General features: G+C 72.9%; 22 protein-coding genes. 15 read left to right on the forward strand and 7 right to left on the reverse strand.

Features of this window, described 5'->3' with window-relative positions; translation table 11 throughout:
* Positions 1–9 precede the first annotated feature (9 nt).
* A complete protein-coding gene (locus GFJ45_RS00245) occupies positions 10–1,041 on the reverse strand; it encodes a LacI family DNA-binding transcriptional regulator (protein ID WP_153392606.1) in 1,032 nt (343 codons plus the stop codon).
* Positions 1,042–1,269: 228 nt separating this feature from the next.
* Between GFJ45_RS00245 and GFJ45_RS00250 the strand changes: the two genes are divergently transcribed.
* The 5 genes from GFJ45_RS00250 to GFJ45_RS00270 are packed head-to-tail and all read left to right on the forward strand — an operon-like array spanning position 1,270 to position 6,895.
* The gene (locus GFJ45_RS00250) at positions 1,270–1,680 is read left to right on the forward strand and encodes an L-rhamnose mutarotase (protein ID WP_228386256.1); all 411 of its coding nucleotides are present in this window, start codon (positions 1,270–1,272) and stop codon (positions 1,678–1,680) included.
* Positions 1,677–2,843, forward strand: a complete 1,167-nt coding sequence (gene rhaI / locus GFJ45_RS00255; RefSeq protein WP_153392612.1) for an L-rhamnose isomerase — start codon at positions 1,677–1,679, stop codon at positions 2,841–2,843. Before GFJ45_RS00250 ends, rhaI begins: the two co-directional genes overlap by 4 nt.
* Positions 2,843–4,900, forward strand: a complete 2,058-nt coding sequence (locus tag GFJ45_RS00260; RefSeq protein ID WP_153392615.1) for a bifunctional aldolase/short-chain dehydrogenase — start codon at positions 2,843–2,845, stop codon at positions 4,898–4,900. The genes rhaI and GFJ45_RS00260 overlap by 1 nt, the downstream gene beginning before the upstream one ends.
* Positions 4,901–4,930: 30 nt before the next feature.
* Complete coding sequence (locus GFJ45_RS00265) at positions 4,931–6,403, forward strand: rhamnulokinase (RefSeq protein WP_153392773.1); 1,473 nt, start codon at positions 4,931–4,933, stop codon at positions 6,401–6,403.
* A gap of 51 nt (positions 6,404–6,454) precedes the next feature.
* Complete coding sequence (locus GFJ45_RS00270; protein ID WP_153392618.1) at positions 6,455–6,895, forward strand: VOC family protein; 441 nt, start codon at positions 6,455–6,457, stop codon at positions 6,893–6,895.
* Between the two features lie 122 nt (positions 6,896–7,017).
* On the opposite strand, the gene GFJ45_RS00275 is transcribed toward GFJ45_RS00270, so the two are convergent.
* Complete coding sequence (locus tag GFJ45_RS00275) at positions 7,018–7,890, reverse strand: CHAD domain-containing protein (protein WP_153392620.1); 873 nt, start codon at positions 7,888–7,890, stop codon at positions 7,018–7,020.
* A 61-nt stretch (positions 7,891–7,951) separates the two neighbouring features.
* On the opposite strand from GFJ45_RS00275, the gene GFJ45_RS00280 reads away from it, so the two are divergent.
* Positions 7,952–8,368, forward strand: a complete 417-nt coding sequence (locus tag GFJ45_RS00280) for a (R)-mandelonitrile lyase (RefSeq protein ID WP_153392623.1) — start codon at positions 7,952–7,954, stop codon at positions 8,366–8,368.
* 91 nt (positions 8,369–8,459) lie between these two features.
* On the forward strand, positions 8,460–9,830 hold the full coding sequence (locus tag GFJ45_RS00285) for an MFS transporter (protein WP_153392628.1): 1,371 nt from the start codon (positions 8,460–8,462) through the stop codon (positions 9,828–9,830).
* Here the strand turns inward: GFJ45_RS00285 and GFJ45_RS00290 are convergent.
* Positions 9,809–10,246 (reverse strand): PPOX class F420-dependent oxidoreductase, encoded by a 438-nt coding sequence (locus GFJ45_RS00290; protein WP_153392631.1) that lies wholly within the window; start codon positions 10,244–10,246, stop codon positions 9,809–9,811. The genes GFJ45_RS00285 and GFJ45_RS00290 overlap by 22 nt on opposite strands.
* A 56-nt stretch (positions 10,247–10,302) precedes the next feature.
* On the reverse strand, positions 10,303–10,818 hold the full coding sequence (locus GFJ45_RS00295) for a VOC family protein (RefSeq protein WP_228386258.1): 516 nt from the start codon (positions 10,816–10,818) through the stop codon (positions 10,303–10,305).
* 163 nt (positions 10,819–10,981) lie between these two features.
* On the opposite strand from GFJ45_RS00295, the gene GFJ45_RS00300 reads away from it, so the two are divergent.
* Positions 10,982–11,839: a hypothetical protein gene (locus GFJ45_RS00300; RefSeq protein WP_194288428.1), complete on the forward strand. Its 858-nt coding sequence runs from the start codon at positions 10,982–10,984 to the stop codon at positions 11,837–11,839.
* Positions 11,840–11,844: 5 nt separating this feature from the next.
* Complete coding sequence (locus GFJ45_RS00305; RefSeq protein WP_153392637.1) at positions 11,845–12,777, forward strand: hypothetical protein; 933 nt, start codon at positions 11,845–11,847, stop codon at positions 12,775–12,777.
* 26 nt (positions 12,778–12,803) lie between these two features.
* Here GFJ45_RS00305 and GFJ45_RS00310 read toward each other — a convergent pair whose 3' ends face one another.
* Complete coding sequence (locus GFJ45_RS00310) at positions 12,804–13,508, reverse strand: hypothetical protein (RefSeq protein ID WP_153392640.1); 705 nt, start codon at positions 13,506–13,508, stop codon at positions 12,804–12,806.
* A gap of 355 nt (positions 13,509–13,863) precedes the next feature.
* On the opposite strand from GFJ45_RS00310, the gene GFJ45_RS00315 reads away from it, so the two are divergent.
* From GFJ45_RS00315 to GFJ45_RS00330, 4 genes are all read left to right on the forward strand, one after another.
* Positions 13,864–14,757, forward strand: a complete 894-nt coding sequence (locus GFJ45_RS00315; RefSeq protein WP_153392643.1) for a hypothetical protein — start codon at positions 13,864–13,866, stop codon at positions 14,755–14,757.
* A gap of 164 nt (positions 14,758–14,921) precedes the next feature.
* A complete protein-coding gene (locus GFJ45_RS00320; RefSeq protein WP_153392646.1) occupies positions 14,922–16,466 on the forward strand; it encodes an esterase/lipase family protein in 1,545 nt (514 codons plus the stop codon).
* 5 nt (positions 16,467–16,471) lie between these two features.
* Entirely contained in the window at positions 16,472–17,179 is a 708-nt protein-coding gene (locus GFJ45_RS00325; RefSeq protein WP_153392649.1) for a DUF5995 family protein, read from the forward strand.
* 419 nt (positions 17,180–17,598) lie between these two features.
* The gene (locus tag GFJ45_RS00330) at positions 17,599–17,829 is read left to right on the forward strand and encodes a hypothetical protein (RefSeq protein ID WP_153392653.1); all 231 of its coding nucleotides are present in this window, start codon (positions 17,599–17,601) and stop codon (positions 17,827–17,829) included.
* A 354-nt stretch (positions 17,830–18,183) separates the two neighbouring features.
* Here the strand turns inward: GFJ45_RS00330 and GFJ45_RS00335 are convergent, their stop codons facing one another.
* Complete coding sequence (locus tag GFJ45_RS00335) at positions 18,184–18,795, reverse strand: TetR/AcrR family transcriptional regulator (protein ID WP_153392656.1); 612 nt, start codon at positions 18,793–18,795, stop codon at positions 18,184–18,186.
* A 103-nt stretch (positions 18,796–18,898) separates the two neighbouring features.
* Between GFJ45_RS00335 and GFJ45_RS00340 the strand changes: the two genes are divergently transcribed.
* Positions 18,899–20,488 (forward strand): serine hydrolase domain-containing protein, encoded by a 1,590-nt coding sequence (locus tag GFJ45_RS00340; protein WP_153392659.1) that lies wholly within the window; start codon positions 18,899–18,901, stop codon positions 20,486–20,488.
* An 82-nt stretch (positions 20,489–20,570) separates the two neighbouring features.
* On the forward strand, positions 20,571–21,920 hold the full coding sequence (locus GFJ45_RS00345; RefSeq protein WP_153392662.1) for a DJ-1/PfpI family protein: 1,350 nt from the start codon (positions 20,571–20,573) through the stop codon (positions 21,918–21,920).
* A 363-nt stretch (positions 21,921–22,283) separates the two neighbouring features.
* Here GFJ45_RS00345 and GFJ45_RS00350 read toward each other — a convergent pair whose 3' ends face one another.
* On the reverse strand, positions 22,284–24,500 hold the full coding sequence (locus GFJ45_RS00350; RefSeq protein WP_194288430.1) for an ATP-binding protein: 2,217 nt from the start codon (positions 24,498–24,500) through the stop codon (positions 22,284–22,286).
* Between the last annotated feature and the right edge of the window lie 157 nt (positions 24,501–24,657).

The following is a 24,657-nucleotide window of genomic DNA, read 5'->3' on the forward strand; positions in this document are numbered from 1 at the left end:
GGCGCTCGGCTAGCTGTGGGACGTCGACGCGCGGGCGACGAGCTCGGGCACGAAGGTGACCTGGTCGTGCACGTGGTCCGGGTTGGTGGCCTCGTCCAGCAGCAGCTGGGTGGCGCGCCGGCCGAGCTCCCGCCGCGGCTGCCGCACCGACGTCAGCGGCACGGCGGCCGCGGCGGCGAAGTCGATGTCGTCGTAGCCGACGATGGCCAGGTCGCCGGGCACCGAGACGCCCAGCGCCACGCACTGCTGCAGCAGGCCCAGCGCCACGAGGTCGTTCGCGCAGAACGCGGCCGTCGGTCGGGAGTCACCGGACAGGCCGGCGATCCGCGACCCCGCCTCGATCCCCTCGGCGACGGTCAGCGACTCGGTCGCCAGCTCCACCAGCGAGTCGGGGGGCAGGCCGGCCTGCTCCAGCGCCAGCCGGGCACCGGTACGGCGGTCCCGGATCTGGCCGATGCGCTCGGGCCCGCCGATGTAGGCGATGCGGCGGTGCCCCCGCTCCAGCAGGTGCTCGACGGCGATCCTGCCGCCCCGGACGTCGTCGACCGCGACGGAGCAGAGCCGCCCCGGGGCGCTGACCCGGTCCACCACCACGACGGGCGTGCCGCGCTCGGACAGCTCGACCAGGGCGGCGGAGTCGGGGTCCACGGGCGTCACCAGCACTCCCTGGACCCGCTGCTGCGCCAGCCGGTCCAGGTAGGTCCGTTCCCGCAGCGCGTCCTGGTCGGAGTGGCAGCTGAAGACCACCAGGTCCTCGGGCTCGGCCACGTCCTCCACCCCGCGGGCGACGTCGTGGAAGAACGGGTTGCTCGCGTCCAGCATCACGTACGCCAGCACCCGGCTCTTGCCGGCCCGCAGCTGCCGAGCCGACTCGTTGCGCACGAAGCCGAGCTCGGACATCACTCGGGCGACCCTGGTGCGGGTGCTCTCGGCGACCTTCTCGGGGCGGTTGAGCACGTTGGAGACGGTGCCCAGCGAGACCCCCGCAGCGGCGGCGACGTCCTTGACGCTCACCGGGCGCGTCGGCGGTGTGGTGCCCATGTCACCGCCTCCTTCCGACGCAGTTCGCTGAAACGTACCAACACCATGGTCGCGCTGGATTCTATCCCGAACCCGGGCCGTGCTGGCTATGGCAGCGGGCGCCCCGGCTGCCGAAGGGACCGCCGAGACCGGCGGCAAAGACCTCAGGTCGACACGGCTCACCTGCGCGGGGGCCGCGCAGGGCTCTCCACCTTGACGGACGCTGAGGGCGAAAGTAGCGTGCGCGTTGTGAAACCTTTCACCTCGTCCCGCGACAGCGGCCCCGGAGAGGGCTCCCCGAGAGAGCGGGTGTGCTTCCAGCTGCAGGTCAGGCCCGACCGCATCGAGGAGTACAAGGAGCGGCACCGCCAGGTGTGGCCGGAGATGCAGCAGGCCCTCCGGGAGACCGGGTGGCACAACTACTCGCTGTTCCTGCGTGAGGACGGTCTGCTCATCGGCTACTTCGAGACTCCCTCGCTCCCGGACGCGGTGGCGGGGATGGCCGCGCGCGAGGTCAACGCGCGCTGGCAGGCCGAGATGGCAGCGTTCTTCGAGGACCTCGACGGGGCGACGCCCGACACCGGCTTCCTTCGGCTCGAGGAGGTCTTCCACCTCGATGAGCCGGCCACGATGATGGACGAGAAGAGGACCGACTCATGACACGACCGTTCGCGGAGATCAGCGAGGACCTGGCGCGGCTGGAGATCGAGGTGCCGAGCTGGGCCTACGGCAACTCCGGTACCCGGTTCAAGGTGTTCAGCACCCCCGGGACCCCCCGCACCGTGCACGAGAAGATCAGCGACGCCGCCACTGTGCACCGCTACACCGGGCTGGCGCCCGTTGTCGCGCTGCACATCCCCTGGGACAGGGTGGACGACTTCGGGGAGCTGCGCCGCTACGCGCAGGAGCAGGGCGTCGGGCTGGGCACCATCAACAGCAACACCTTCCAGGACGAGGACTACAAGCTCGGCAGCCTGGCCCACCCCGACCCGGGCGTGCGGCGCAAGGCGATCGACCACAACCTGGAGTGCATCGAGGTGATGAACCAGACCGGGTCGCGGGACCTGAAGATCTGGCTCGCCGACGGCACCAACTACCCGGGGCAGGACGACATGCGGGCCCGGCAGGACCGGCTCGCCGAGTCGCTCGCCGAGATCTATGCCCGGCTGGCCGGTGACCAGCGGCTGGTGCTGGAGTACAAGTTCTTCGAGCCGGCCTTCTACCACACCGACGTGCCCGACTGGGGCACGGCGTTGGCCCACGTCACCGCGCTCGGCGACCGGGCGGTCGTCTGCCTGGACACCGGCCACCACGCCCCGGGCACCAACGTGGAGTTCATCGTGGCCCAGCTGCTGCGGCTGGGCCGGCTCGGGTCATTCGACTTCAACAGCCGCTTCTACGCCGACGACGACCTCATCGTCGGGGCGGCCGACCCGTTCCAGCTGTTCCGCATCCTGGTCGAGGTGCTCCGCGGTGGTGGCTACGACCCAGGGAGCGGCGTGGCGCTGATGCTTGACCAGTGCCACAACATCGAGGCCAAGGTGCCCGGGCAGATCCGCTCGGTGCTGAACGTGCAGGAGATGCTGGCCCGCGCGCTGCTGCTGGACACCCAGGCGCTGGACCAGGCCCGCCGCGAGGGTGACGTGCTGACGGCCAACGAGATCTTCATGGACGCCTTCTACACCGACGTCCGGCCCGACCTGGCCGGCTGGCGGGAGCAGCGGGGGCTGCCGGCGGACCCGATGCGGGCCTACCGGGAGAGCGGCTACCAGCAGCGGATCGAGAACGACCGGGTCGGTGGCACCCAGGCAGGATGGAACTGATGGCCGAGCAGACCACGAGCACGGCAGCGGAGACGGTCCAGGCCCTCATCGCCCGCTCCAACCGGCTGGGAGCCGACCCGCGCAACACCAACTACGCCGGGGGCAACACCTCCGCCAAGGGCACCGACACCGATCCGGTGACCGGGACGCCGGTCGAGCTGCTGTGGGTGAAGGGCTCCGGTGGCGACCTGGGCACGCTGCGGCCGGAGGGGCTGGCCACGCTCCGGCTGGACCGGCTGCGCGCGCTGGTGGACGTCTACCCCGGAGTGGAGCGCGAGGACGAGATGGTCGCCGCGTTCGACTACTGCCTGCACGGCAAGGGTGGTGCGGCCCCCTCGATCGACACCGCGATGCACGGGCTGGTCGAGTCCCCGCACGTGGACCACCTGCACCCCGACTCCGGTATTGCGCTGGCGACCGCCGCGGACGGTGAGGCGCTGACCAAGGAGTGCTTCGGCGACACCGTGGTGTGGGTGCCGTGGCGCCGGCCCGGCTTCCAGCTGGGCCTGGACATCGCCGAGGTCAAGGCGGCCAACCCGCAGGCCGTCGGTGTCGTGCTGGGCGGCCACGGGATCACCGCCTGGGGGGAGACCGCCGAGGAGTGCGAGCGCAACAGCCTGCACCTCGTCCGCACCGCTGAGGCGTTCCTGGCCCAGAAGGGCCGGGCCGAGCCGTTCGGGCCGGTCAAGCCCGGCTACGAGGCGCTGCCGGAAGCCGAGCGGCGGGCGCGGGCGGCCCGGCTGGCGCCGGTCATCCGCGGGCTGGCCTCGACCGACCAGCGGCAGGTGGGCCACTACACCGACGCTGAGGTGGTGCTGGACTTCCTGTCCCGGGAGAAGCTGGAGGAGCTGGCCGCCCGCGGCACCTCCTGCCCTGACCACTTCCTGCGCACCAAGGTGCGGCCGCTGGTGCTGGACCTGCCGGCGGCCGCGCCGGTGGAGCAGGTGGTCGAGCGGCTGCAGGAGCTGCACGCGGCCTACCGGGCCGACTACGCGAGCTACTACCAGCGGCACGCCACCGAGGACAGCCCGCCGATGCGCGGCGCCGACCCGGCGGTCGTGCTGGTGCCGGGCGTCGGAATGTTCTCCTTCGGCAAGGACAAGCAGACCGCCCGGGTCGCCGGTGAGTTCTACGTCAACGCGATCAACGTGATGCGCGGGGCCGAGGCGGTCTCGACGTACACGCCGATCGAGGAGAGCGAGAAGTTCCGCATCGAGTACTGGGCGTTGGAGGAGGCCAAGCTGCAGCGGATGCCGCAGCCCAAGCCGCTGGCCGGGCGCATCGCGCTGGTCACCGGTGGCGGTTCCGGCATCGGCCGCGCGACCGCCGAGCGACTGGCTGCCGAGGGCGCCTGCCTGGTCGTGGCCGACCGTGACCTGGCGGCCGGGCAGGAGGTGGCCGAGGCCATCGGCACCACCGACCGGGCGGTCGCGGTCGAGGCCGACGTGACCGACCCGGCGGCGGTGGCGGCAGCGGTGGACGCGGCGGTGCTGGCCTTCGGCGGGGTGGACCTGGTGGTCAACAACGCCGGGCTGTCCATCTCCAAGCCGCTGCTGGAGACCAGCGAGGCCGACTGGGACCTGCAGCACGACGTGATGGCCAAGGGCTCGTTCCTGGTCAGCCAGGCCGCCGCCCGGGTGTTGATCGACCAGAAGCTGGGCGGGGACATCGTCTACATCTCCTCCAAGAACTCCGTCTTCGCCGGCCCCAACAACGTCGCCTACGGCGCCGCCAAGGCCGACCAGGCCCACCAGGTGCGGCTGCTGGCCGCCGAGCTCGGCGAGCACGGCATCCGGGTCAACGGTGTCAACCCCGACGGGGTGGTGCGCGGCTCGGGCATCTTCGCCGGCGGCTGGGGCGCCCAGCGGGCCAAGGTCTACGGCGTGCCCGAGGAGGAGCTGGGGCAGTTCTACGCCCAGCGCACCCTGCTCAAGAAGGAGGTGCTGCCCGAGCACGTCGCCGCCGCGGTGTTCGCCCTGGCCGGCGGCGAGCTGAGCCAGACCACCGGGCTGCACGTGCCGGTCGACGCGGGCGTGGCCGCCGCGTTCCTGCGCTGAGCCGTGACAGCCTGCAGCGGAGCCCGCGAGGTGGGCGACCCGGTCCGCGTCGTCGGCGTCGACCTCGGCGCCGGTAGCGGCCGGGTCGTGGTCGCCGAGGTGACCGCGGCCGGTGACGAGCTCGCCGTGGAGGAGGTGCACCGGTTCCCGACCCGCACCCTGCAGCACGAGGGGCTGCTGTGCTGGGACGCGGAGGACCTGCGCGCGCAGGTCCTCGCCGGGCTGCGGGCGGCGGCCCGGGTCGGGCGGGTGGACTCGGTCGGGATCGACTCCTGGGCGGTCGACTACGGTCTGCTCGACGGGCACGGCGCACTGCTCGGGCCCCCGGTGAGCTACCGGGACTCGCGCACCGACGGGGTGATGGAGCAGGTGCTCGAGCGGGTCCCCGCCGAGGACTTCTACGCCACCACCGGGTTGCAGTTCCTGCCGTTCAACACCGTCTTCCAACTGGTTGTCGAGCAGCGGCAGGCGCCGGCCCGGCTGGCGCAGGCGGCGCGGCTGCTGCTGCTCCCGGACCTGCTGGGGTACCAGCTCACCGGGCAGGTCGGCGCGGAGGTCACCAACGCCTCCACCACCCAGCTGCTCGACGTGCGGACCCGCACGTGGGCCCGCCCGCTGGCGGAGAAGGTCGGCGTGCCGCACCGGATCCTGCCGCCGCTGCGCCGGCCCGGTGACCGCGTGGGCACGCTGCTCCCCGAGGTTGCCGACGCGACCGGGCTGCCGGCAACCACGCCGGTCACCGCGGTCGGCTCCCACGACACGGCCTCCGCCGTGGTGGGCGTGCCGCTCACCCCAGGGCAGCCGGCCGCGTACATCTCCTCGGGCACCTGGTCCCTGGTGGGGCTGGAGCTGCCCGAGCCGGTGCTGACCGACGCCGCGCGGCGCGCCAACTTCACCAACGAGGGCGGCGTGGACGGCACCGTGCGGTTCCTGCGCAACGTCTCCGGGCTGTGGGTGCTGGACGAGCTGCTCCGCGCCGCCGGCCAGCAGGAGGAGCTCGCTGAGCTGCTGCAGCGGGCGGCGACGGTCGAGGGTCCGGTGCCGGTGGTCGACGTCGACGCCCCCGAGTTCCTCCCTCCAGGTGACATGGCGCCGAGGATCGCCGAGCAGTGCCGCCGGACCGGGCAGGCGCCGCCGGAGGACCTGGTCACCACGGTGCGGGCGGTGCTGGAGAGCCTGGCGCTGGCCTACCGGCGCACGGTGCGGGAGGCCGCGGCGCTGGCCGGCCGGCCGGTCGAGGTGGTGCACGTCGTCGGGGGTGGCTCCCGCAACCGGCTGCTGTGCCAGCTCACCGCCGACGCCTGCGGGCTCCCGGTGGTGGCCGGGCCGGTCGAGGGCACCGCGCTGGGCAACGTCCTCGTGCAGGCCCGGGCGCTCGGGGCCGACCTGCCCGACCTGGCCGCCATGCGGGCGCTGATCCGCGCGACCGAGCCGCTCGTGCGCTACCAGCCGGCCGGGACGCAGCAGCGCTGGCGGGACCTGGAGGACCGGCTGACCGGCTGAGTTCCCAAACGTTCAAGCCGCGCGCCGGTGGGCCGTGCCAGCCTGGGGCCCATGACGCACCACGAGGAAACCGCCCTGCACGCCAAGCTCGTCGTCCACGACGCCGACGCCGCGATCGGCTGCTACCAGGCCGTCTTCGGCGCCGAGCTGGAACAGCGCTACACCGCCGGCGACCAGGTCGTCTTCGCCGAGCTGCGCATGCTCGGGACGGCGGTCCAGCTCAAGGACGAGGACGAGCACGACCCCTCACCGCGGACCCTGGGCCGTCCCGGCGTGCTGCTCGACGTGGTCACCGACGACCCGGACGCCGTCGCCGCCCGGATGGAGCAGGCCGGTGGCGAGGTGCTCTTCCCGGTCACCCAGCAGCCCTACGGGCCCCGGCAGGGCCGGGTGCGGGATCCGTTCGGGCACGAGTGGCTCGTCGGCACGCCGCTGACGACGCCACCGGAGCAGATCCAGGCCGCACTGGACCGCTACGTCGAGGGGCAGTAGCGGCGAGCGGCGGCCGGTGACCAACCCGTGCGAGTGCTGCGTTGCTCACGCGCCCGGGCCGGTGGGTCGTGATGGACCCGTGCGAGTGGTGAGTTGCTCACCGCCTACCGCAGGGCCCGGTGTCAGGACCGCTGCGGCGTGCGGTGCAGCGCCCTCCGGAGCCGCGTGGGGGCCGCGCCGAGCCGCTCCTCGATCCCGGCACGGGTGCGCTCGTCCAGCACGCCGTAGCTGAACGCGTCCTGCCCGTCCGCACGAGCGGCCTCGGCGCACTCGCGTAGCAGCTCGCGGGCCACCCGCAGGTCCTGCGCCTCCCCGAGGACGTCGGTGAGGTCGTGCCAGGCACGGGCACCGCGGCGAGCGGGCTTGCCCAGCTCCGGTCGCAGCACCTCGCAGGCGAACCGGGCCGCCTTGGCCTGCTTGCGCACCTCGTGCCAGCCGGCGCTGCGCCGCGCCAGGCCGACCGCGGGGCCGAGTGCCTCGACCTCACTGGCGGCGCGGTTGGCGCGTCGGCGCGCCCAGCGCGTCCGGTCGAGCAGGTCGTCGACCGTCACCGTCGTGTCCTCGCGCAGCGGCACCGCCTCGGCCCACCGGGTGAGCTGCGCCTGCAGCACCGGCGGCATCGGCGGGCCGGACCGCAGCCTGCGCCGCGCCTCCCGCTCACGGCGCCGTAGCTCCCGGCGCACCCGGGTAGTCACCGGGCCGACGCGCTGGTCCCGGGGAAGGACGGCGACCTCCGCGAGGAGCAGGCCACCGGCCTCGGTGACGTCCCGCAGCTCACCCAGCCCGGCCGCGTACTCCCGCAGCCCGGCCCGCAGCCGCTCGGCCTCGGACCGCTCCAGGTACGGCCGGGAGACGCGGGTGGTCGCCCGCACCCGGCGCGCGGAGGTGCGGCTGTCGTGGACACCCTCCTCGTCGAGCGACCCCGCGAGATCGAGGAGTGCTCGGGCGTGGCGGGAGAGGTACCCCGCCAGCAGCTCGCGTGCCTCGGCAGCCACCCGGCCAGGCTACGACCGACCCGGCACACTTGGACCTGACCGACCACCTCGAGGAGGAGAGATGCAGTTCCTGCCGAAGCCGCCGACGCAGAAGGGACGGGAGGAGTGGTTCACCGGTGACGTCTACCTGGACGTCATCGCCAAGGGGGAGGAGCCCTCGCGGATCCGGGTCAACGCGGTGCGGTTTACGCCCGGAGCCCGCACGGCCTGGCACCGGCACGCGGTCGGACAGACGCTGCACGTGACCGACGGGCTTGGGCTGGTGCAGTCCCGCGGCGAGGACGTCGAGCGGATGCGGGCCGGGGACACCGTGCACACCCCCGCGGGGGAGTGGCACTGGCACGGCGCCGACCCTGAGCACCACATGACGCACCTGGCGATGTGGGAGTCTCCCGGCCCGGACGCCGGTGTCCCCGAAACCGAGTGGGGCGAGCACGTCACCGACGAGGAGTACCGGGCGGACCCGCAGCCCGGCTGATCGGGGCGCGCTGCCCCGGCGTCACGCCGGCGTTACGCGGGCGTCGCGCCTGGCGGCGGAGGCGGCCAGCCCCGCCGCTACAGTGCTGGCCATGGCGGCCGGACCTGGAGCGGTGAGCAGCCAGGGCCTCTACCGGCGGCTGGTGCGCGCCGACCGTAGCGGCCAGAGCAAGCCCGAGCAGCAGCAGGTCGCCCGCAACGGGCTGCGGCACCTGGCGGCCAACGGCCTGCAGGCCGTCGGGGACCAGGTCGTCAACGCCCGCACCGTGCTGCCGTGGCTGCTGTCGGCGCTCGGGGCGCCAGGGGCGTTGATCGCGCTGCTGGTGCCGGTCCGCGAGTCGGGGTCGATGCTGCCGCAGGCCTGGCTGGCGCCGGTCGTGGAGCGCCGGGCGCGCCGGGCGCCGCTGTGGGTGCTTGGTGCCGCGGGGCAGGCGCTGGCCGCGGCGGGGATGGGGCTCGCCGCCGCCACCATGACAGGGGTGGCCGCGGGGCTGGTCCTGGTGCTGTGCCTGGCGCTGTTCTCGCTGGCCCGGGCGCTGTGCTCGCTGGCCGGCAAGGACGTCCTCGGCCGGACCGTGCCCGGAGGGCAGCGCGGGCAGATCAACGGACTGGTCACCGTGGCCGGGGGCGCCGTCGCCATCACGCTGGGGCTCGTGGTCCGGGGGCTCGGTGACGTGGGCGCCGTGGCCCCGCTCGCGGCGCTGCTCGCGGGTGCGGCCGTGGCGTGGGTGGCGGCGCTGCTGGTCTACCGGCGGATCGAGGAGCCGGTCGAGGAGGTGTCCGCGCGGGGCGCGGCGCGCGGCGATGAGCAGCCGGCGAGAGGCGAGGGCCAGGAGGGCGGTCTCGCCCGCAGCTGGCGGCTGCTGCGGCAGGACCCGGTGCTCCGGCACTTCGTGGTGGTGCGGTCGCTGCTGCTGGTGTCGGCGCTGAGTCCGCCGTTCGTGGTGGCCCTCGCCGCCGAGCGGGAGGGCAGTGCGCTCGCGGGGCTGGGGTCCTTCGTGATCGCCCAGGGGGTTGCGGCGCTCATCGGTGGCCGGCTCTTCGGCCGGCTCGCCGACCGCTCATCCCGGACGCTGATGGCGGCCGGCGCGGGCGCGGCCGCACTGGTGGTGCTCGCGTTCCTCGCGCTGCTGGCCGTCCCGGCGGCGAGGGACGCGATGCTGCTCTACCCCGCTGCCTACCTGCTCCTCGCCCTCGCCCATACCGGCGTGCGGGTGGCCCGCAAGACCTACGTGGTGGACATCGCCGAGGGGGACCGGCGCACCGACTACGTGGCGGTCTCGAACACCGCGATGGGCGTGCTGCTGCTGGTGGCCGGCGCGGTCTCCGGGGGGCTGGCGGTGCTCGGGGCAGAGGCGGCGCTGGGCTTCCTCAGCGGGTTGGGCCTGCTGGGCGCCGTCCTCGGCCGGCGGCTGCCGGAGGCGCGGGAGGAGGCCGCGACTCAGACCCGCGGCGCCCCGTAGGTGCGCTCGACGGTCACGGTCATGACGAGGCGACCTTGGTCGACCTGCGCCTGCCGGTACTCATCCCAGTCCGGGTGCTCGCCGGACAGCCTCCGGTAGTAGTCGACCAGCTGGTCGACCACCTCGTCGTGCGGGTCGGCCGCCACCGCGCTGAGCTCGGCCCGGCCCTCGGCGACCAGGTATCCCCAGAAGTCCTCGGTGCTCACGTGCAGCGCGACCCAGGGCTCCCGGGCGGCGTTGTGGGTCTTGGCCCGGTCGGCGGTCACCGAGACCCGGGCGGTGCCGGCATCGCGGTGGTACTCGTACAGGACGTTGGACAGCTGCGGGCGGCCGTTGCGCCGGATGGTGACCAGCGTGCCCTGGGACCGGGCGGCGAGGAAGTCGTGGTGCTCGTCGGAGATGCGCTGTGGGTCCATGCCGTGGCAACGCACCGACTCCCGGATGGTATCCCGCGCCGGCCGCGACGACGAGGTCAGCCGGCGGTGCGCACGTCCGACCAGGTCGCTACCTCGGCGTCCAGATCCAGCTGCTCGACGACGGCGGCATCCGCGTACTCGCCCCACGCCTCGCGCGGCAGCAGCCACATGATCTCGAACTCGTTGCCATCAGGGTCGGTGCCGTAGACGCTCTTGGTCGCCCCGTGGCTGGACTCGCCTGCGTAGGCGCCGGCTTCGCGCAGCTGGGTGCGGAACTCGACGAGCTCCCCGATGGTGTCGAGCTGCCAGGCCAGGTGGTAGAGGCCCACGCCACGGCCGCGTGGACCCTCAGGTGCGTCGATGCCGAACAGGCCGAGGTCGTGGTGGTTGCCGGACCGCGGCAGCCGCAGGAACGCGGCGTCGAGCGCATCCACACGAGTGACCAGCTCCATGCCGAACACCTCGGTGTAGAACCGCAGGGACCGGCTCAGGTCGGCCACGAAGAGGACCGCGTGGTTGAGACGGGTGGGGGAGACGGCGATGGGAATGCTCCTCGGGACGTGAGCCAGCAAGCACGCGGCTCAGACGGTCGTTGTGCATTCAACTATAGCGGACGCTGCAGGAGCCGAGCATGCCGTCACCCACGGCGTCCGGACCGCGGTGGTGGAGGTTGACGCCCCGTGGGCACCGGCGTATACCGAGACTGAGGCGGTCTCCCTACTCCCCGCAGAGGTCGTGATGGCGCCAGTCGGTGCTGGTCGGCGGGTCGCCGTGGCGGCGGCCGCGCTGGTGCTCATCGGCGGGTGCGGAAGCGGTGCGCTCAGGCCGCCGGGGCAGGCCGACGACCCGCCGGCAGCCACCAGCCAGCAGAGCAGCGGCGCGGAGACCACCGGCTCGGCGGGCACCGGCGGCGCCACCGGCACCCGTCACACCCCAGGTGCCGGTGGTGGTACCGGCGACGCCGGTGATGACGACGGAGAGCTGTTCTCGTTCGGGCTCCCGGAGGGCCCCAGCAGCATCGCGGGCATCCCGGTCGACGACGTCTACATCCCGCTCGCGGCGGGCCGCTGCGCGCAGGCCCAGACGGACCTGGACCTGCGGTGGGAGGACTTCGAGTCCCCCCGCACGGTGCTGCTCTACCAGGCGGGGATCAGCCTGTGCCTCGGCGACGAGGCCGCTGCCCGCGACTGGCTCGCCCGCGCCGGCGAGCTCGGCTGGTCGGGCGTCGGGCGGGAGGTGCCGGTGGTCAACGACGCCGGTGTGCAGACGGGCACCTTCCGTTACGACTGCGAGCTGTACCGCTCCCTCGTCCACGTGCTGGCCAGGGTGCCGAGGGACTCGGTGAGCTGTCCCGACGGGGAGGCGCCCCCGTGGTCGCAGCCGGGCGTGGACCCACGCCTCGGCACCGCCGGTCCGGCGACCACGGCGACGGGTGACGACACCGGGACGGCGACCGACAGCGGCGCCACGGACACCGGCACCACGGACACCGGCACCACGGACACCGGCACCACGGACACCGGCACCACGGACACCGGCACCGGCCCGGGCGACGACGCCGCTACCGACACTGCCGCGCCCGGGGACGGGTAGGCCCGGTGGACCGCGCGCCCGGTAACGACCCACCCCACCCGTTCACCCGGCAGCCGCCCGTGGTGGAGGGACTGGCGACCGTGCTCCGTCCGGCCATCTCGCTGTTGGCGAACGTCGCGGTCGTCACCGCCCTGCTCGTCTACTTCGGGTGGCGGCGCAGCTCCGTGCACGCCCAGCAGCTCGGGTTGTCGGAGACGGTCTTCGGGATCACGACCCAGGACTACCTGCTGCGCAGCGTCCGACCGGTGCTGGTCCTGCTCATCGGTGTCGCGGTGGCCGGCGTGCTCTGGGTCCTCCTCGACCGGTGGCTGGTGCGCCGCCTGCCGCAGCGCTCCGGGCGGCGTCACGGCGGTGACCCTGCCCGGCCGCTCACCGCCTGGGTACTGCGGCTGCTGACCTGGGCATGGCTGGTACTGCCGACCGCGGTGTTCCTGCTGGGTTTCGTGTGGCGGGCGGTGGCGTACGTCCTCTTCCCGGCCGCGATCGGCGTCGGGGTGCTGCTGCTGCTGTATGCCGCTCACCTGCGCGGGGTGGACGCTGCCGGTGACGCGCACGCGCCCCGCCGGGTGCAGGTGCTGCGGGCGAGCGGGGCACTGATTGCCGGGGTGTGCATGTTCTGGACCGCCGCCAACTACGCCTACCTGGAGGGGGTGCAGCTGGCACGAGCGGTCGATGAGGACGTGTCCGACCTGCCTGGGGTGGTGCTGCACAGCGACCGGCCGCTGCATTTGGAGGGGCCCGGGGTCACCGAGCAACGGGTCGGCGATGAGGCGGGGGAGGAGCCGGCTTACCGGTACGGAGGGCTGCGGCTCCTGGACCACTCCGGCGGCCGCTACTTCCTCGTCTCGGACGGGTGGAGCCGCGAGCACGGCGTGGTGCTCGTGCTGCCTACGGAGGACCCGGGCGTGCAGGTGCAGTTCGTGCGGGGCTCGGGGTGAGGCGCCGGAGGGCCGCTGGCACGCCGCTACCGGTCGGGCATCCAGTCGGCGGTGAGGGGAATGGGCAGCGGGACGACGGTGCCGTCCAGGCCGTGGCTCAGGCACCAGGAGGCGGTCTCGCGGCTCAGCCGGTCTGGGCCGGCGAGCAGGAGCCGGCGCAGCTGCTCGTGGCCGGCCACGCCGTCCGGGAAGTGGACGGTGCGCGGCAGCGCCGCGAGGAACAGCTGGACTCGGCGGGGCCAGGCCGGCATGCCCCACCACTGCTCGCTGCTGCAGCGGCAGGTCTGCATCGCCACGTACAGCCGCGCTAGCCGGGGGTCGCGGGCGGCCATCTCGGTGAGCACGTCGGCCACGCCGACGGCATGTCTGGTCAGCTCCTGCAGTCCGCGCTCGCTGCGGGCGTAGGCGCTCAGCGTGCGCCCGTCCGGCAGCAGCCGGTGCGGAGCGGTGAGCAGCGCCGCTACCCGGTGCCAGTCCGGCGGCTCCTCGACAACCAGCACCTCCCGCAACTGCCGGGTGAGCGCGGCGGTGTCGCGCATCATGTCGGGGCCGTCCAGGCCGCCGGGCGCGGAGTGCCAGTCCTCCCAGACGCTGTTGCGCAGCAGGTGCGTCACCGCCCCGACCGCGGCGGCCCAGCCCAGCTGCTCTGGATCCTCGACGTCGACGCCGCGCAGGCTCAGCGCCTCCCGTGCTGCCTCGGGCAGCAGTTCAGACACGGCCTCGACGTCCACGGTCCGACGTTACCCCTGCCGGCGACCGCGGGCCGGTCCTGGCGGCGCCGGGACCTGGACCGCCGCGACCGTGGCGGTTCTCCGGGCCTACGGTGCAGGCACATCGTCCCCTGCTCTCACCGGTCGCCTCGCACGTGCGCCTTCTTGACGGTGGGGTCGGCGGAGGAGACCATGCCTTCACACCTGGCAGGTGCCGCTGTCGGGGTCGAGGGGGAGAAGAGGGAGTGATCGGGGTGGGTTTGGACGTGTTTCCGGGGGCGATCCGAGTCAGTGGCACGTGGACCACGGACGTCGCAGTGGACCGGGGCGCAGTCCCCGCATCCGGTGCCGTGCTCCGTAGAAGGAGGGGGAGCTGGTGAGTGAGTGGTTGCCGCAAGAAGAGGAGCACCGCGGGCGTCGAGCCCGCATGGCGTGGGGTGCCGGGGCGCTGGTGTTGGTGTTGGCCGCGGGGTTCGCAGTCGCGGTCCTGGCGATGGGCGGTGAATGGGGAAGGGACGCGGCGGACGCCGGTCCTGGTGAGGCGTCCGCGACCGTGCCCGCCCCGAGCACGTCACCAGCCCACCCGGAGCAGACGGAGCAGCCGACCCCCACCCCTGAGGTGACGACTGCCCCGCCGACGGAGACGGAGGAGCCGGAGGAGACGACCGCGCCGCCGTCGGAGACCGACGGGACACCGGAGCCGAATACCGGCACCGACGACCCGGCCGCTACCGACGACAGCGAGCAGCCCGGGACGCCCACCGACTCTGCGGGTGGGGACAGCGAGTGGGGAGAGCCATTGGCCGAGTGCTCCACCAGTGCCTACACTGCCGGGTCGGCGCAGACTGAGGGGTTGCCCGAGGAGGTCGCTCGCACCGCGGTCGCGCTCGTCCGCGACGCGATGCGCTGTGATGAGCAGGCGCTGGTCGAGCGCGCCGCACGGGACGACACGTGGCTGTCCGTGGGCGAGGTCACCGCCCAGGAGGCGCTGTCCATCCCACAGGAGGACCCGCAATACCTGGTGATGGCGGCGCTGCTGACACAGACCGACTGGACGCTCCTGCAGCTGGGCACCCAGGAGCCCTTCTACGCCTGGCCCGCCGTCGCCGATACGGAGACGGCTTCCGAGGAGGACTGGCAAGACCTGCGCGAGGCGGGGGTCATGGACCCCGGCCTGCTGGAGGACATGCAGCGGCACGGTTACTACAACGGCTGGCGCGTCGGAATCACCAAGTCCGGCGAGTGGCGGGTGCTGGTCGCTGGTGACTGAGGTGTTGCAGCCCGGCCTCGCGCCGGCCGACTCGGTGCGCTGACCCGCTCGAGCGCGGGCCGCTCGACCGCTCGCGCTGCGCCCCTTCCCCGGCAGCGGCGGCGCTGCCATGCTGGGCCGCACCAGTCGGCATGCGGGTCGGCGGGATGGCCAGGGAGGTGCCCGTGGGGCAGCGGTTGCCGATCATCTACGTGCGTGGGTTCTCCGGCGGCCAGTCGGGGATCGACGCCTCGACCGACGATCCGTTCTACGGGTTCAACGTCGGCTCGACCCACGTGCGCGTCGGGGCGCACGGCACGCCCACGTTCTACCAGTTCGAGAGCCCGCTGCTTCGGCTGATGCTGGACCACGGCTACGAGCTGAAGGTGCACGGCGGCCAGCTGGCCTGGCTCACCGCCCAGCCGGAGGGCTCGGTTCCGGCGGCGACCATCTGGATCCACCGGTTCTATGACGTCTCGGCCTCCACCTTCGGGCAGGCGCCGCAGGAGTACAGCCTGGAGGCGGCCGCCGAGAGCCTGCTGGAGCTGATCGAGCTGGTGCGGGACAGGACCGGCGCGCCGCGGGTGTTCCTGGTGGCGCACTCGATGGGGGGCCTGATCTGCCGGTGCCTGCTGCAGAAGGTGATCCCCGAGCGGCACGGCGAGGGCGCCGCCGTCGACTACGTCGACCGGCTGTTCACCTACGCCACGCCGCACGGCGGCATCGAGTTCGACATCGGGTTCGGGCTGATCGAGAAGGTCCGCGACCTGCTGGGGGTCCACGGGGCGGACATCTTCGGCCCGGACCGGATGTGGTCCTACCTCAACCCGGGGGACCCCGGCCCGCGACCCGGGGACTGGGACCCGCGGCAGGTGCCTGCGCACCTCTTCCCACCGGAGCGGATCTTCACGTTGGTCGGGACGAACCCGGAGGACTACGACGTGGCCCGGGGGTTGTCCTCCCGCGCCGTGGGGGTCAAGAGCGACGGGCTGGTGCAGATCGAGAACGCCTACGTCCCGCAGGCCCGGTTCGCCTACGTGCACCGCAGCCACTCCGGCCGCTACGGGATCGTGAACTCCGAGGAGGGGTACCAGAACCTGCGCCGGTTCCTGCTGGGCGACCTGGAGGTCACCGCCGACCTGGTCGGTGTGCGGCTGCCGGAGGACGGGGAGGAGGTGGTGTGGCAGGCCGAGGTCGAGCTGGCGGTCCGGGGGCTGCCGGTGCTGCTGCACCAGCAGGTGGCCGCGCATCACTGTCCGGTGATCCTGGAGCTGCCGGCCGACGACAGCGACCGGCCGCAGCCACTGGTGACCACGTTCCTGATCACCGACCCGGGACTGCGGCCGCCGTCGGCCCAGACCGCCCGGTACAAGCTGGACGTGCGGCTGCTGTCGCTGCGGCAGCGCCGCAGCGTGTTCGACTTCGGCGACCACCTGGAGCAGACGCCTGACTTCACCGGCACGCTCGTGGTCGACATCGGCGACCGGGACGGTCAGCTGGTGGCGTGGGCGGTGTGGCAGTCGGAGCTGAGCGTGCCGCTGCGTGACTATGCGCCGACCGGGCCGCCGCTGTCCGATGAGGACACCGCGCCCGGGCGGTGGGTCAAGCGCATCGGCTTGCCCGCGCATGCCCGGGAGTTCCTGGGCGAGCAGGCCGCGGTTCGGCTGACGGTGCGAGACCGTCACGGCGAGGGGACCGCGCCGGCCGAGGCCGGCCTGGGACGGGCCTGACCGCCATGGCAGCCTCACTCCCGACCACGATCGAGGGCGTGCTGACGCGGCTACGGGCCATCGACGGCTCGCTGCCCTCTGGTGACGGTGCGGCGGTGTTCAACCGGATGTACCTAACGGTCACCGAACGGGTGGCCGAGGCGATCGAGCGCGCCGAGTTCACCGACGCCGGGTTCATGGCTGAGCTGGACGTCCGGTTCGCGAACCTGTGGCTGGCTGCCTACGACGCTGTCGCGGCCGGCGACCAGCCGACGTCGGCCTGGCGACCGCTGTTCGAGACACGGGCAGCGGCAGGGGTGCTGCCGGTCCAGTTCGCGCTGGCGGGGATGAACGCCCACATCGAGCACGACCTTCCGCTGGCGGTGGTGGCCACCTGTCGTGCCCGCAGCCTGGATCCCGGCCCGGCGGTCCGGGAGGACTACGAGCGGGTTAACGCGGTGCTGGCGGGGGTGGAGTCAGAGATCCGCCGCTCGTTCCTGACCTGGGTCGGCAGGGGGGTCGACCAGGAGGTCGGCTCGGTGGTGCACCTGGTCAGCGCCTGGAACATCGACAAGGCCCGTGATGTCGCGTGGGTCACCGTGGAGATGCTGTGGGCGCTGCGGGCGCTGCGGCGGCTCTACGAGCGCTGTGTGGCCACGCTCAGTGACACCGTCGGCATGGCCTCCCGGGCGCTGCTGACGCCGGTGCCGGGGGTGCGCGGACCGATCGGGTGAGCGCCGGCGGGGCCGCCTGGGGCGCCCTGGCCGTTGTGGTCGTGGTGGTCGTGGTCGGCCGCCAGTGGGCTGGTCTCGTGTGCGACCGCCCTCCTGCTGAGGCAGGTCAACCCGACCGGGAGTCCGCTGGCGCAGGAGTGGTACGGCGACGTGCAGTCGGCCTCCTCGGCGCTCGATACTGAGCACGAAGCCGCTTCCCCTGGCCCACCTCCTGGGGCTGGCGTCCCTTTGCCGCGATCATCGGGTTCATGGCCGCCCGGCCACGGGGCCGTCTCCTCGGTGGCCTCCTCCGAGGGCCACCGACACGCCGGAGCATGGCCGCCATCCCCGTGGATGACCCGTCGGGCCCAGGAACGGCCGGCGACAGCTCAGACCCGCCCGAGTGGCCTACCTCGGCTCCGTGAGCAAGTCTTTCCCTCATGGCCAAGCACACGCTGACGATCAGCCTGGACGCAGAGATCACCGACGAGGCCGCCCTTGTCGAGTCCGTCCAGTCCGAGACGCCCGGGGACTCGCTGTCCCCGCAGGACATCCGCGAGGAGGACCGCGCCACTGCCACCCTGGTGGCAGGCGTCTCCAAGGCGCTCAAGGGTCTGTCGGTCCCGGGCGTGGAGATCGGTGAACCGAAGGTTGTCGCGCGCGACGAGTAGACCTGATCCACCGCACCAGTCCGGCCGACTCCGGTCGGGATGAGGACCGAGGGCGATCCCCAAGGAGCCGATCAGGAGGTGCTCCGGGGCCCCGTCTGCTGGCCACGCTGGTCGGTTGACGGCCTGCTCGGCCTCTGGTGGAGCGCCGATCAGATGTCGAAGTAACACCTGAACTCCATTCTCACCGAGTGTTGCGCAGGGCCGTGACCTGCGAGGATCCCATCGTACCGGTGCCTCCCTAGGTAGGTGATCGGCGTTTAGTAAGCACCCCACTATGCGAAAGCTATGGCAATGAGAACCCGCTCAAGCAGCCCGGGCGCGGATCTAGCCCTCGCCACCCACGGGCGCTTCCCTTCAGTCCAGCTCGGGTGCCATTCCCTCCAGGAGTCGCTCCAGGAGCAGACGCCAGCCGTCTTCTGACAGCGGCTCGTCCCAGACCGGTGCGAGTGCGGCGACGCCGACCAGGAGCGCGTTGAAGAACTTCGCGACAGTCGCAGGGTCCAGATCCTCGGTGAGGCTGCCCTCGCGCTGACCGCGGGCTATCAGCGCGGCCAGCTCCTCGTTGGAAGCCTCCACCCGCTGCCTCATCACCTCATGGAGCCGGGGCTCGCGGCGCGCAGCGACCAGGGCTTCCATCGCCATCGGCCGCATTCCCAGGTCGGGGTCGGAGGCCAGTGCCGGCCCGATTGTGGCGATGATCTGACGGGCATCTAGATCCCCGAGCGCCTCCAGCTGCTCCAGGGCGGTGGTGCGCTCTTGCAGTCCGGTCGCGGCCAGCAGCAGCTCGTGCCGGCCGGCGAAGTGGGCGTAAATCGCGCCGGTAGTCATCCCGGCCCGCTTGGCGATCTCTTGCACCCGGGCGCCCTCGTAGCCACGCTCGGCGAACACCTCGGCCGCGGCGCGCAGGATGCGCTCCCGTCCGGTGCCGCGCCCGGAGGCGCGCTTCGTCTCGTCCTCAGTTGTCATGAGCCCAGCGTCTCACACACAGAACGTTCTTTACGTTGACATCACGTGGTGCTCCATGGTTCTCTAGATAAAGAACGTTATCTATGACTCTGAGGAGAGCGACATGCGACGGATGTGGAAGGCCGCGGCCGGCGCGGCGCTGGCGGTCGGAGCGGCGCTGGCCGCGCCGGCCGCCGGTGCGGTGGACGCGGTGGGCGTGGTGGAGGAGGGCGTCGAGGTGGACGGTGAGCGGATCGATGAGTGGATGCAGGACCGGATGGGCGCCCACGGGATCCCGGGTGCTGCGGTGGCGGTGGTGCGCGGTGGTGAGGTGGTGCACCTGGCCGGGTACGGGGTCGCCGACCCTGAGGGCACGCCGGTGACGCCGCACACGCCTTTCGTCATCGGCTCGGCCAGCAAGCCGTTCACCGCGATGGTGGTGCGGCAGCTGGTCCAGGAAGGAGAGCTGTCGCTGCAGGACCGGGTCGAGCCCTACCTGAGCGGGCTGGTCGAGGAGATGCCTGCCGGGTTCGAGGACGTCACCGTCGGCCAGCTGCTCAACCACACTGGCGGGCTGGGCATGGAGGTGGGGCTGGCAGGCACGGTGGAGGTCCACGAGGGTGAGGACGCCCTGGACCGCCGGGTGGCCGAGCTGCTGGACCAGCCGCTAGCCCGGGAACCGGGCCAGGAGTGGGAGTACAGCAACGCCGGGGCCATGCTCCTGGCGGCGGTGGTGGAGCAGGTCACCGGGGAACGGTTCGCTGACCAGCTGCGCGGCCGGGTCTTCGACCCGCTGCAGATGAGCGACAGCTTCGCCTCCGAGGAGGATCCCCGAGCCGAGGCCCTGGCCACCGGGCACTGGTCCTGGTTCGGCCAGTGGCGAGCCTCGGGCCTGCCGTACGACAACGCCGGCGTGGCGATGGGCTACATCGGCTCTTCGGCCCACGACCTGGCTCGCTTCCTCCAGGCTCACCTGGGCCACCACGACGGGCCCGGCGTCATCCCAGCCACGGCAGCCGAGATGGCCGCCGGTCCGGTGGCCGACACCGGCTGGGACTTCCCGCTAGAGGGCGGCTACGGGCTGGGCTGGTTCGTCGACGACCTCGGCGGCGAACCCGTGGTCAGCCACTCGGGCTCCCTGGGCCACTTCACCGCCCACCTGGTGATGGCCCCCGGGGCCGATGACCTCGGCGTGGCGGTGCTGTCCAACGCGAGCGCCTTCGTCGCATCCGGGCACGAGGGGCAGTACGACCTGAGCCTGGGGCTGACCCGGATGCTGCTGGACCAGGACCCCGAGCCGACGACGGCCAGCCCGCTGATGACCGTCGTGGTGCCTGTGGCCTGCTGGGCGCTGCCGGTGCTGCTGACGGTTGCCGCCGCGCGGTTCCTGCTGGTCACCCGCCGCCGCTACGCCGGAACCGTCCAGGCCAGCCGACGCGTCTGGGCACGGCTGGTGGCCCTGCCCGCCGCGGCCTACCTGGCCCTGGGCGCAGTGATCCTGACCACGGTGCCGCTGGCATCGGCGCGCCACTTCTACCCCGACGCCGGGTGGGGACTGACCGTGAGCGCCTACCTGGCCCTCAGCTGGGCGGTGCTGCGCACGGTGCTGGCCGCGACCGCGCTCACCTCAGCAACCAGGAAGCCGGGAGCCGACACCGCGACCGGCGAGCACCGGTCTGCCAGGCGCCCACAGCCGGTCCCTCTCACCCGCTGAGAAGCACACACGCCCCGACTTCTAGCCGGCCACCGGCGCACGCACCCGCGGCCACCGACCACCACCCCAGAAGGGAGACCCGATGTTCACACCACGACGCATCACCTACAGCGTGCTCGGCCTCTGCGTCGGCCTGGCAACCCTGTTCGGGGTGGCCGCGGCAGGGATGAGCACCCTGATGCGCACCCCGGCGCTGCCGGTCGCAGACCCCCAGCACCCGTGGCCCGAGCCTGTCCCCTCCTCCGATGGCCCCATCGTGGTCGCGGTCGCCCTCGGCCAGAGCGGCACGGTGGCCAGTGACGCTCTGGCCCCATACGAGGTGTTCGCGAGCTCACCGCGGTTCCAGGTGTACACCATCGCCCAGACCCGCGGCGCCACCCACCTGGCAGGCGGACCGGCGGCCCTGCCGGTGCACACCTTCGGCGACGCCGACCGCGGCACGGCGCCCGAGCCCGACATCATCGTCATCCCCGCCGTCGGGGACCCCGCCGGCCCCCAGGAAGCACAGCTGCGCCGATGGGCCCGACGGCAGGCCGACCGCGGCGCCCACGTGCTGGGGGTATGCGCCGGGTCCCGGGTGCTGGGCGCCGCCGGACTGCTGGATGGCCGGCAGGCCACCTCGCACTGGGACACCATCACCCGCCAGGAGGCCGACTACCCGCAGACCGACTGGATCCGCGGCCGCCGCTACGTCCAGGACGGACCGGTGACCACCACCGCCGGAGTCACCTCTGGGATCCCAGCGGCACTGAAACTGGTGCAGGACTTCGCCGGCGAAACCGAAGCCCGCCGAGTCGCTGACCTGGTCGACTACCCCGGCTGGACACCGGACTCCACCACCATCCCCGGCCACCGGTTCACCCTCTCCGACGTGCCGATGATGCTGGCCAGGGGCCTGCCGTGGTTCCGGCCCACCTACGCCGTCGCACTGGCCGACGGCATGAGCGAGCTCGACATCGCCGCCGCCTTCGAGGTCTACGACGTCTCCGCCGCCGCCCGCACCCTGGCAGTCACCCCCGACGACGGTGCGATCACCACCCGTCACGGCCTCGTCCTGCTGCCCACCCCGCAGAGCGCGGCCACCACCACGCCGACCCGACTCCTCGTGCCCGGAGCAGCCCACCCCGACCAGGTTGCGCCCGCGATGCGCCACTGGGCAGCAGCCCACGAAGCAGAAGTGACGCCCCTGAGCAGCGCCGGCAACGGCCACTTCGACGCCGCACTGGAAGACCTCGCGCGACACGCCGACCGCAACATCGCCGCCTCCAGCGCCAAACGACTCGACTACCCCACCGAGCACCTCACTCTCGCGGGCAACGGGTGGCAGTGGCGACCCCCAGCGCTGTTCGGCCTCAGCCTCCTTTTGGCCACCGTTGTCGGCTCCCTGCCGGCCATCGGACGACGAGCCGTCCGCGTCGGCCGCGCCAGGTGATAGCCGGGGTCGGAGGCGAGGCACCGGCGGCCTGGGCTGCTGTCGGGTCGCCTCAGCCAACCCGCAGTGTTCAGGACTGACTGAGCTTGGCCTCGACTCCGAAGTACGCTGCACACACGCCGCGACGCCGTCGCGTGCGGACCGCGCGTGGGGCTCGACGGCTTTCTTCTGTGGCATCTGTTCGCAAGCTGAGGCTCGCGACTACGGCGGTGCACTCAAAGATGCCAGGCGCGCTTCAGCCGTTGTCGGCGGCCTCTGTTCCGTTGCTTGCCACCGACAAGGCCGTGACCGGTGAGCAGCCTTTGCAGTCCTGGGCAGGAGCCTTTCGCTGGCCCGACGAATCGGGCAAACGAGGCTGCGTGCTCAAGCAGTGCCCGCCCGGGCCGCCCAGGCGGCGATCTCTGCGCGGTTGCGCAGGCCCAAGCGGGTGCGGATGTGCTCCACGTGGGACTCGGCCGTGCGCGGTGAGATGACCAGTCGGGTGGCTATCTCCCGGTCAGTGAGGCCCAGCGCCACCAGGTTGGCCACCTCCACCTGGCGGGCGGTCAACGGCCCGGCGCCAGACCGGTCCGCCGCCCGGAGGACTGGGGGGCCGGCCGACGGGCCGCCCAGCGCGAGGGCGAGCGCCGCGGGCCGATCCAGGGCGCTGCCCTCGCCGTACCGGGCCGACCACCGGTGCGGCCCTAGAGCCTGGCGGGCCGCCTCCAGGTAGTCGTGCTGCAGCGCGACGACCGGGGCGGGTGCCTCGGCGGGGATGGAGCGCCACAGGGCGTCCTCGGCGCCGCTGAGGCGGGCGGCGTGGCTCCACTGCTGCTGCGCGGATGCGGCACAGGCGAGCGCCCCGATGCACAGCGCGCTGCCGCTGCTGTCGTCCACGGCCTGCATCAGCACCAGCGCCTCCTGCTCCAGCTCGAGCGCCTGCCGGGCGTCGCCGCAGCGCAGCTGGACCAGGCCGAGCCCCCAGAGGGCGTGCGACTGGGTCCATGGGTTCCCGTGCTCGTTCAGGGCCAGGCTGCGGAGGAAAGCCTCGTTGGCGTCGTCGAGGCGCCGCTGGAGCAGCGTGACCACCCCGATATCGGCCCAGCAGAAGGCGGCGAGCCGGTTATCGATGCGCACGTACAGGGCGGCCGCCTCGCGCAGCAGGGCCTCGGCGGCGTCGAGGTCACCGCCGAAGAGGGCGGCCTGCCCAAGATACTGGGTCGACATCGCCACCACGGTCGGATCGCCACTGGCCTCGGCCAGATCCCGGGCCTCGGTGAGGAGCGGCGCCGCTACCGCCGGGTCGGTGCCCGCGAGGGCCAGGTAGCCGGCGACGGCCAGCGCCCTGGCCCTGTCCGGGTGGTCGGGGCACGCTGCCAAGAGCATGTCGAGTCGGTGCCGGCCCTCGGCGAGCCGTCCGCGGGCCTCCCAGTAGAGCCAAAGGTCGCTGGCGATCGCCAGTCCGGCGGGCTCCTCGCCCGGGGTTGCGGCGCAGTAGTCCAGGGCGGCGCTGATCTCGTGGTGGTGCCGGCCCAGCTGGTCGAAGGCGGCCACCTGGTCGGGGCCGAGGAACTGCTGGGCGGCCGAGGCGGTCATCGCGGAGCACCACCGCTGGTGCCGCTGCTGGAGCCGGTCGGTTTCCTCGGACGCGGCGAGCCGGTCGCGGCCGAAGGCGCGGACGGTGTCCAGCATCCGGAACTGCGCGCGGCCCTGGACGGTGACCTCCAGGAGGGAGGCGTCGACGAGCCCGGTCAGCGCGTCCAGGAGCCGGTGCGCCGGCAGGGCGTCGTCGGAGCAGACCGCCTCCGCGGCCTCCACGTCGAAGCCGCCCGCGAAGACCGAGGCCCGCCGCCACAGCAGTCGCTGGGGCTCCTCCAGCAGGTCGTGGCTCCACTGCATGGTCGCCAGCAGCGTCCGGTGCCGCTCGGGGACGGTCGCCCCCGACCGCCGCAGCAAGGTGAACCTGTCGTCGAGACGGTGGAGGACCTCCGCGGGGCTCAGGGTGCGCAGCCGCACGGCCGCCAGCTCGATCGCCAGCGGCAGCCCGTCCAGTCGGCGGCAGATCTCCAGCAGCTGCGGGCCGTCGGCGGGGGCGAGCCGCAGCGCCGGCGCGGCCGCCTGCGCCCGCTCCTGCAGCAGCTGCACGGCCTCGCCGGGCCGGCCCTGGCCCGCCACCGCCTCACGAGAGACGCCCAGCGGGGGCACGACGAGCAGGGACTCCCCGTCCACGTCCAGCGGCAACCGGCTCGTAGCCAGCACCGACAGCTGGGGGCACGCGCCGAGGAGAGCGTGCACCACGACAGCGGCGGCATCGCGCACGTGCTCGCAGTTGTCGAGCACGACCAGCACGCGCTGGTCCCCGATGACCTGGGTCACGTAGTCGGTGAGCACGTCGGCCGAGGGGTCCCGCACCCCCAGCGCGGCCGCGACCTGCTGCGGGACCAGGTCGGCCGTCTGCACGGCCGTCAGGTCCACCAGGAAAGTGCCGTCCGGGTACCTGTCCGCGAGATCGCTAGCGGCCCGCAGCGCGAGCCTGGTCTTGCCGACGCCGCCGGGCCCGACGAGGGTCAGCAGCCGGGAGGCCGGCAACAGGCGGCGCACGTCCGAAAGCTCCTGCCGTCGGCCGACGAAGGAGGTGCGTTCCGGTCGCGCCACAGCGTGCGGGACCCTCATCGCGTCAACGTACTCCAGCCCGGCACGCCCGTACAGGAATCCGGAGAACTACCGATGCCCGGTGGCGCCGCGTCGCCCACGCTTG

The organism is Ornithinicoccus halotolerans, assembly GCF_009602535.1.
Lineage (GTDB): Bacteria > Actinomycetota > Actinomycetes > Actinomycetales > Dermatophilaceae > Ornithinicoccus > Ornithinicoccus halotolerans.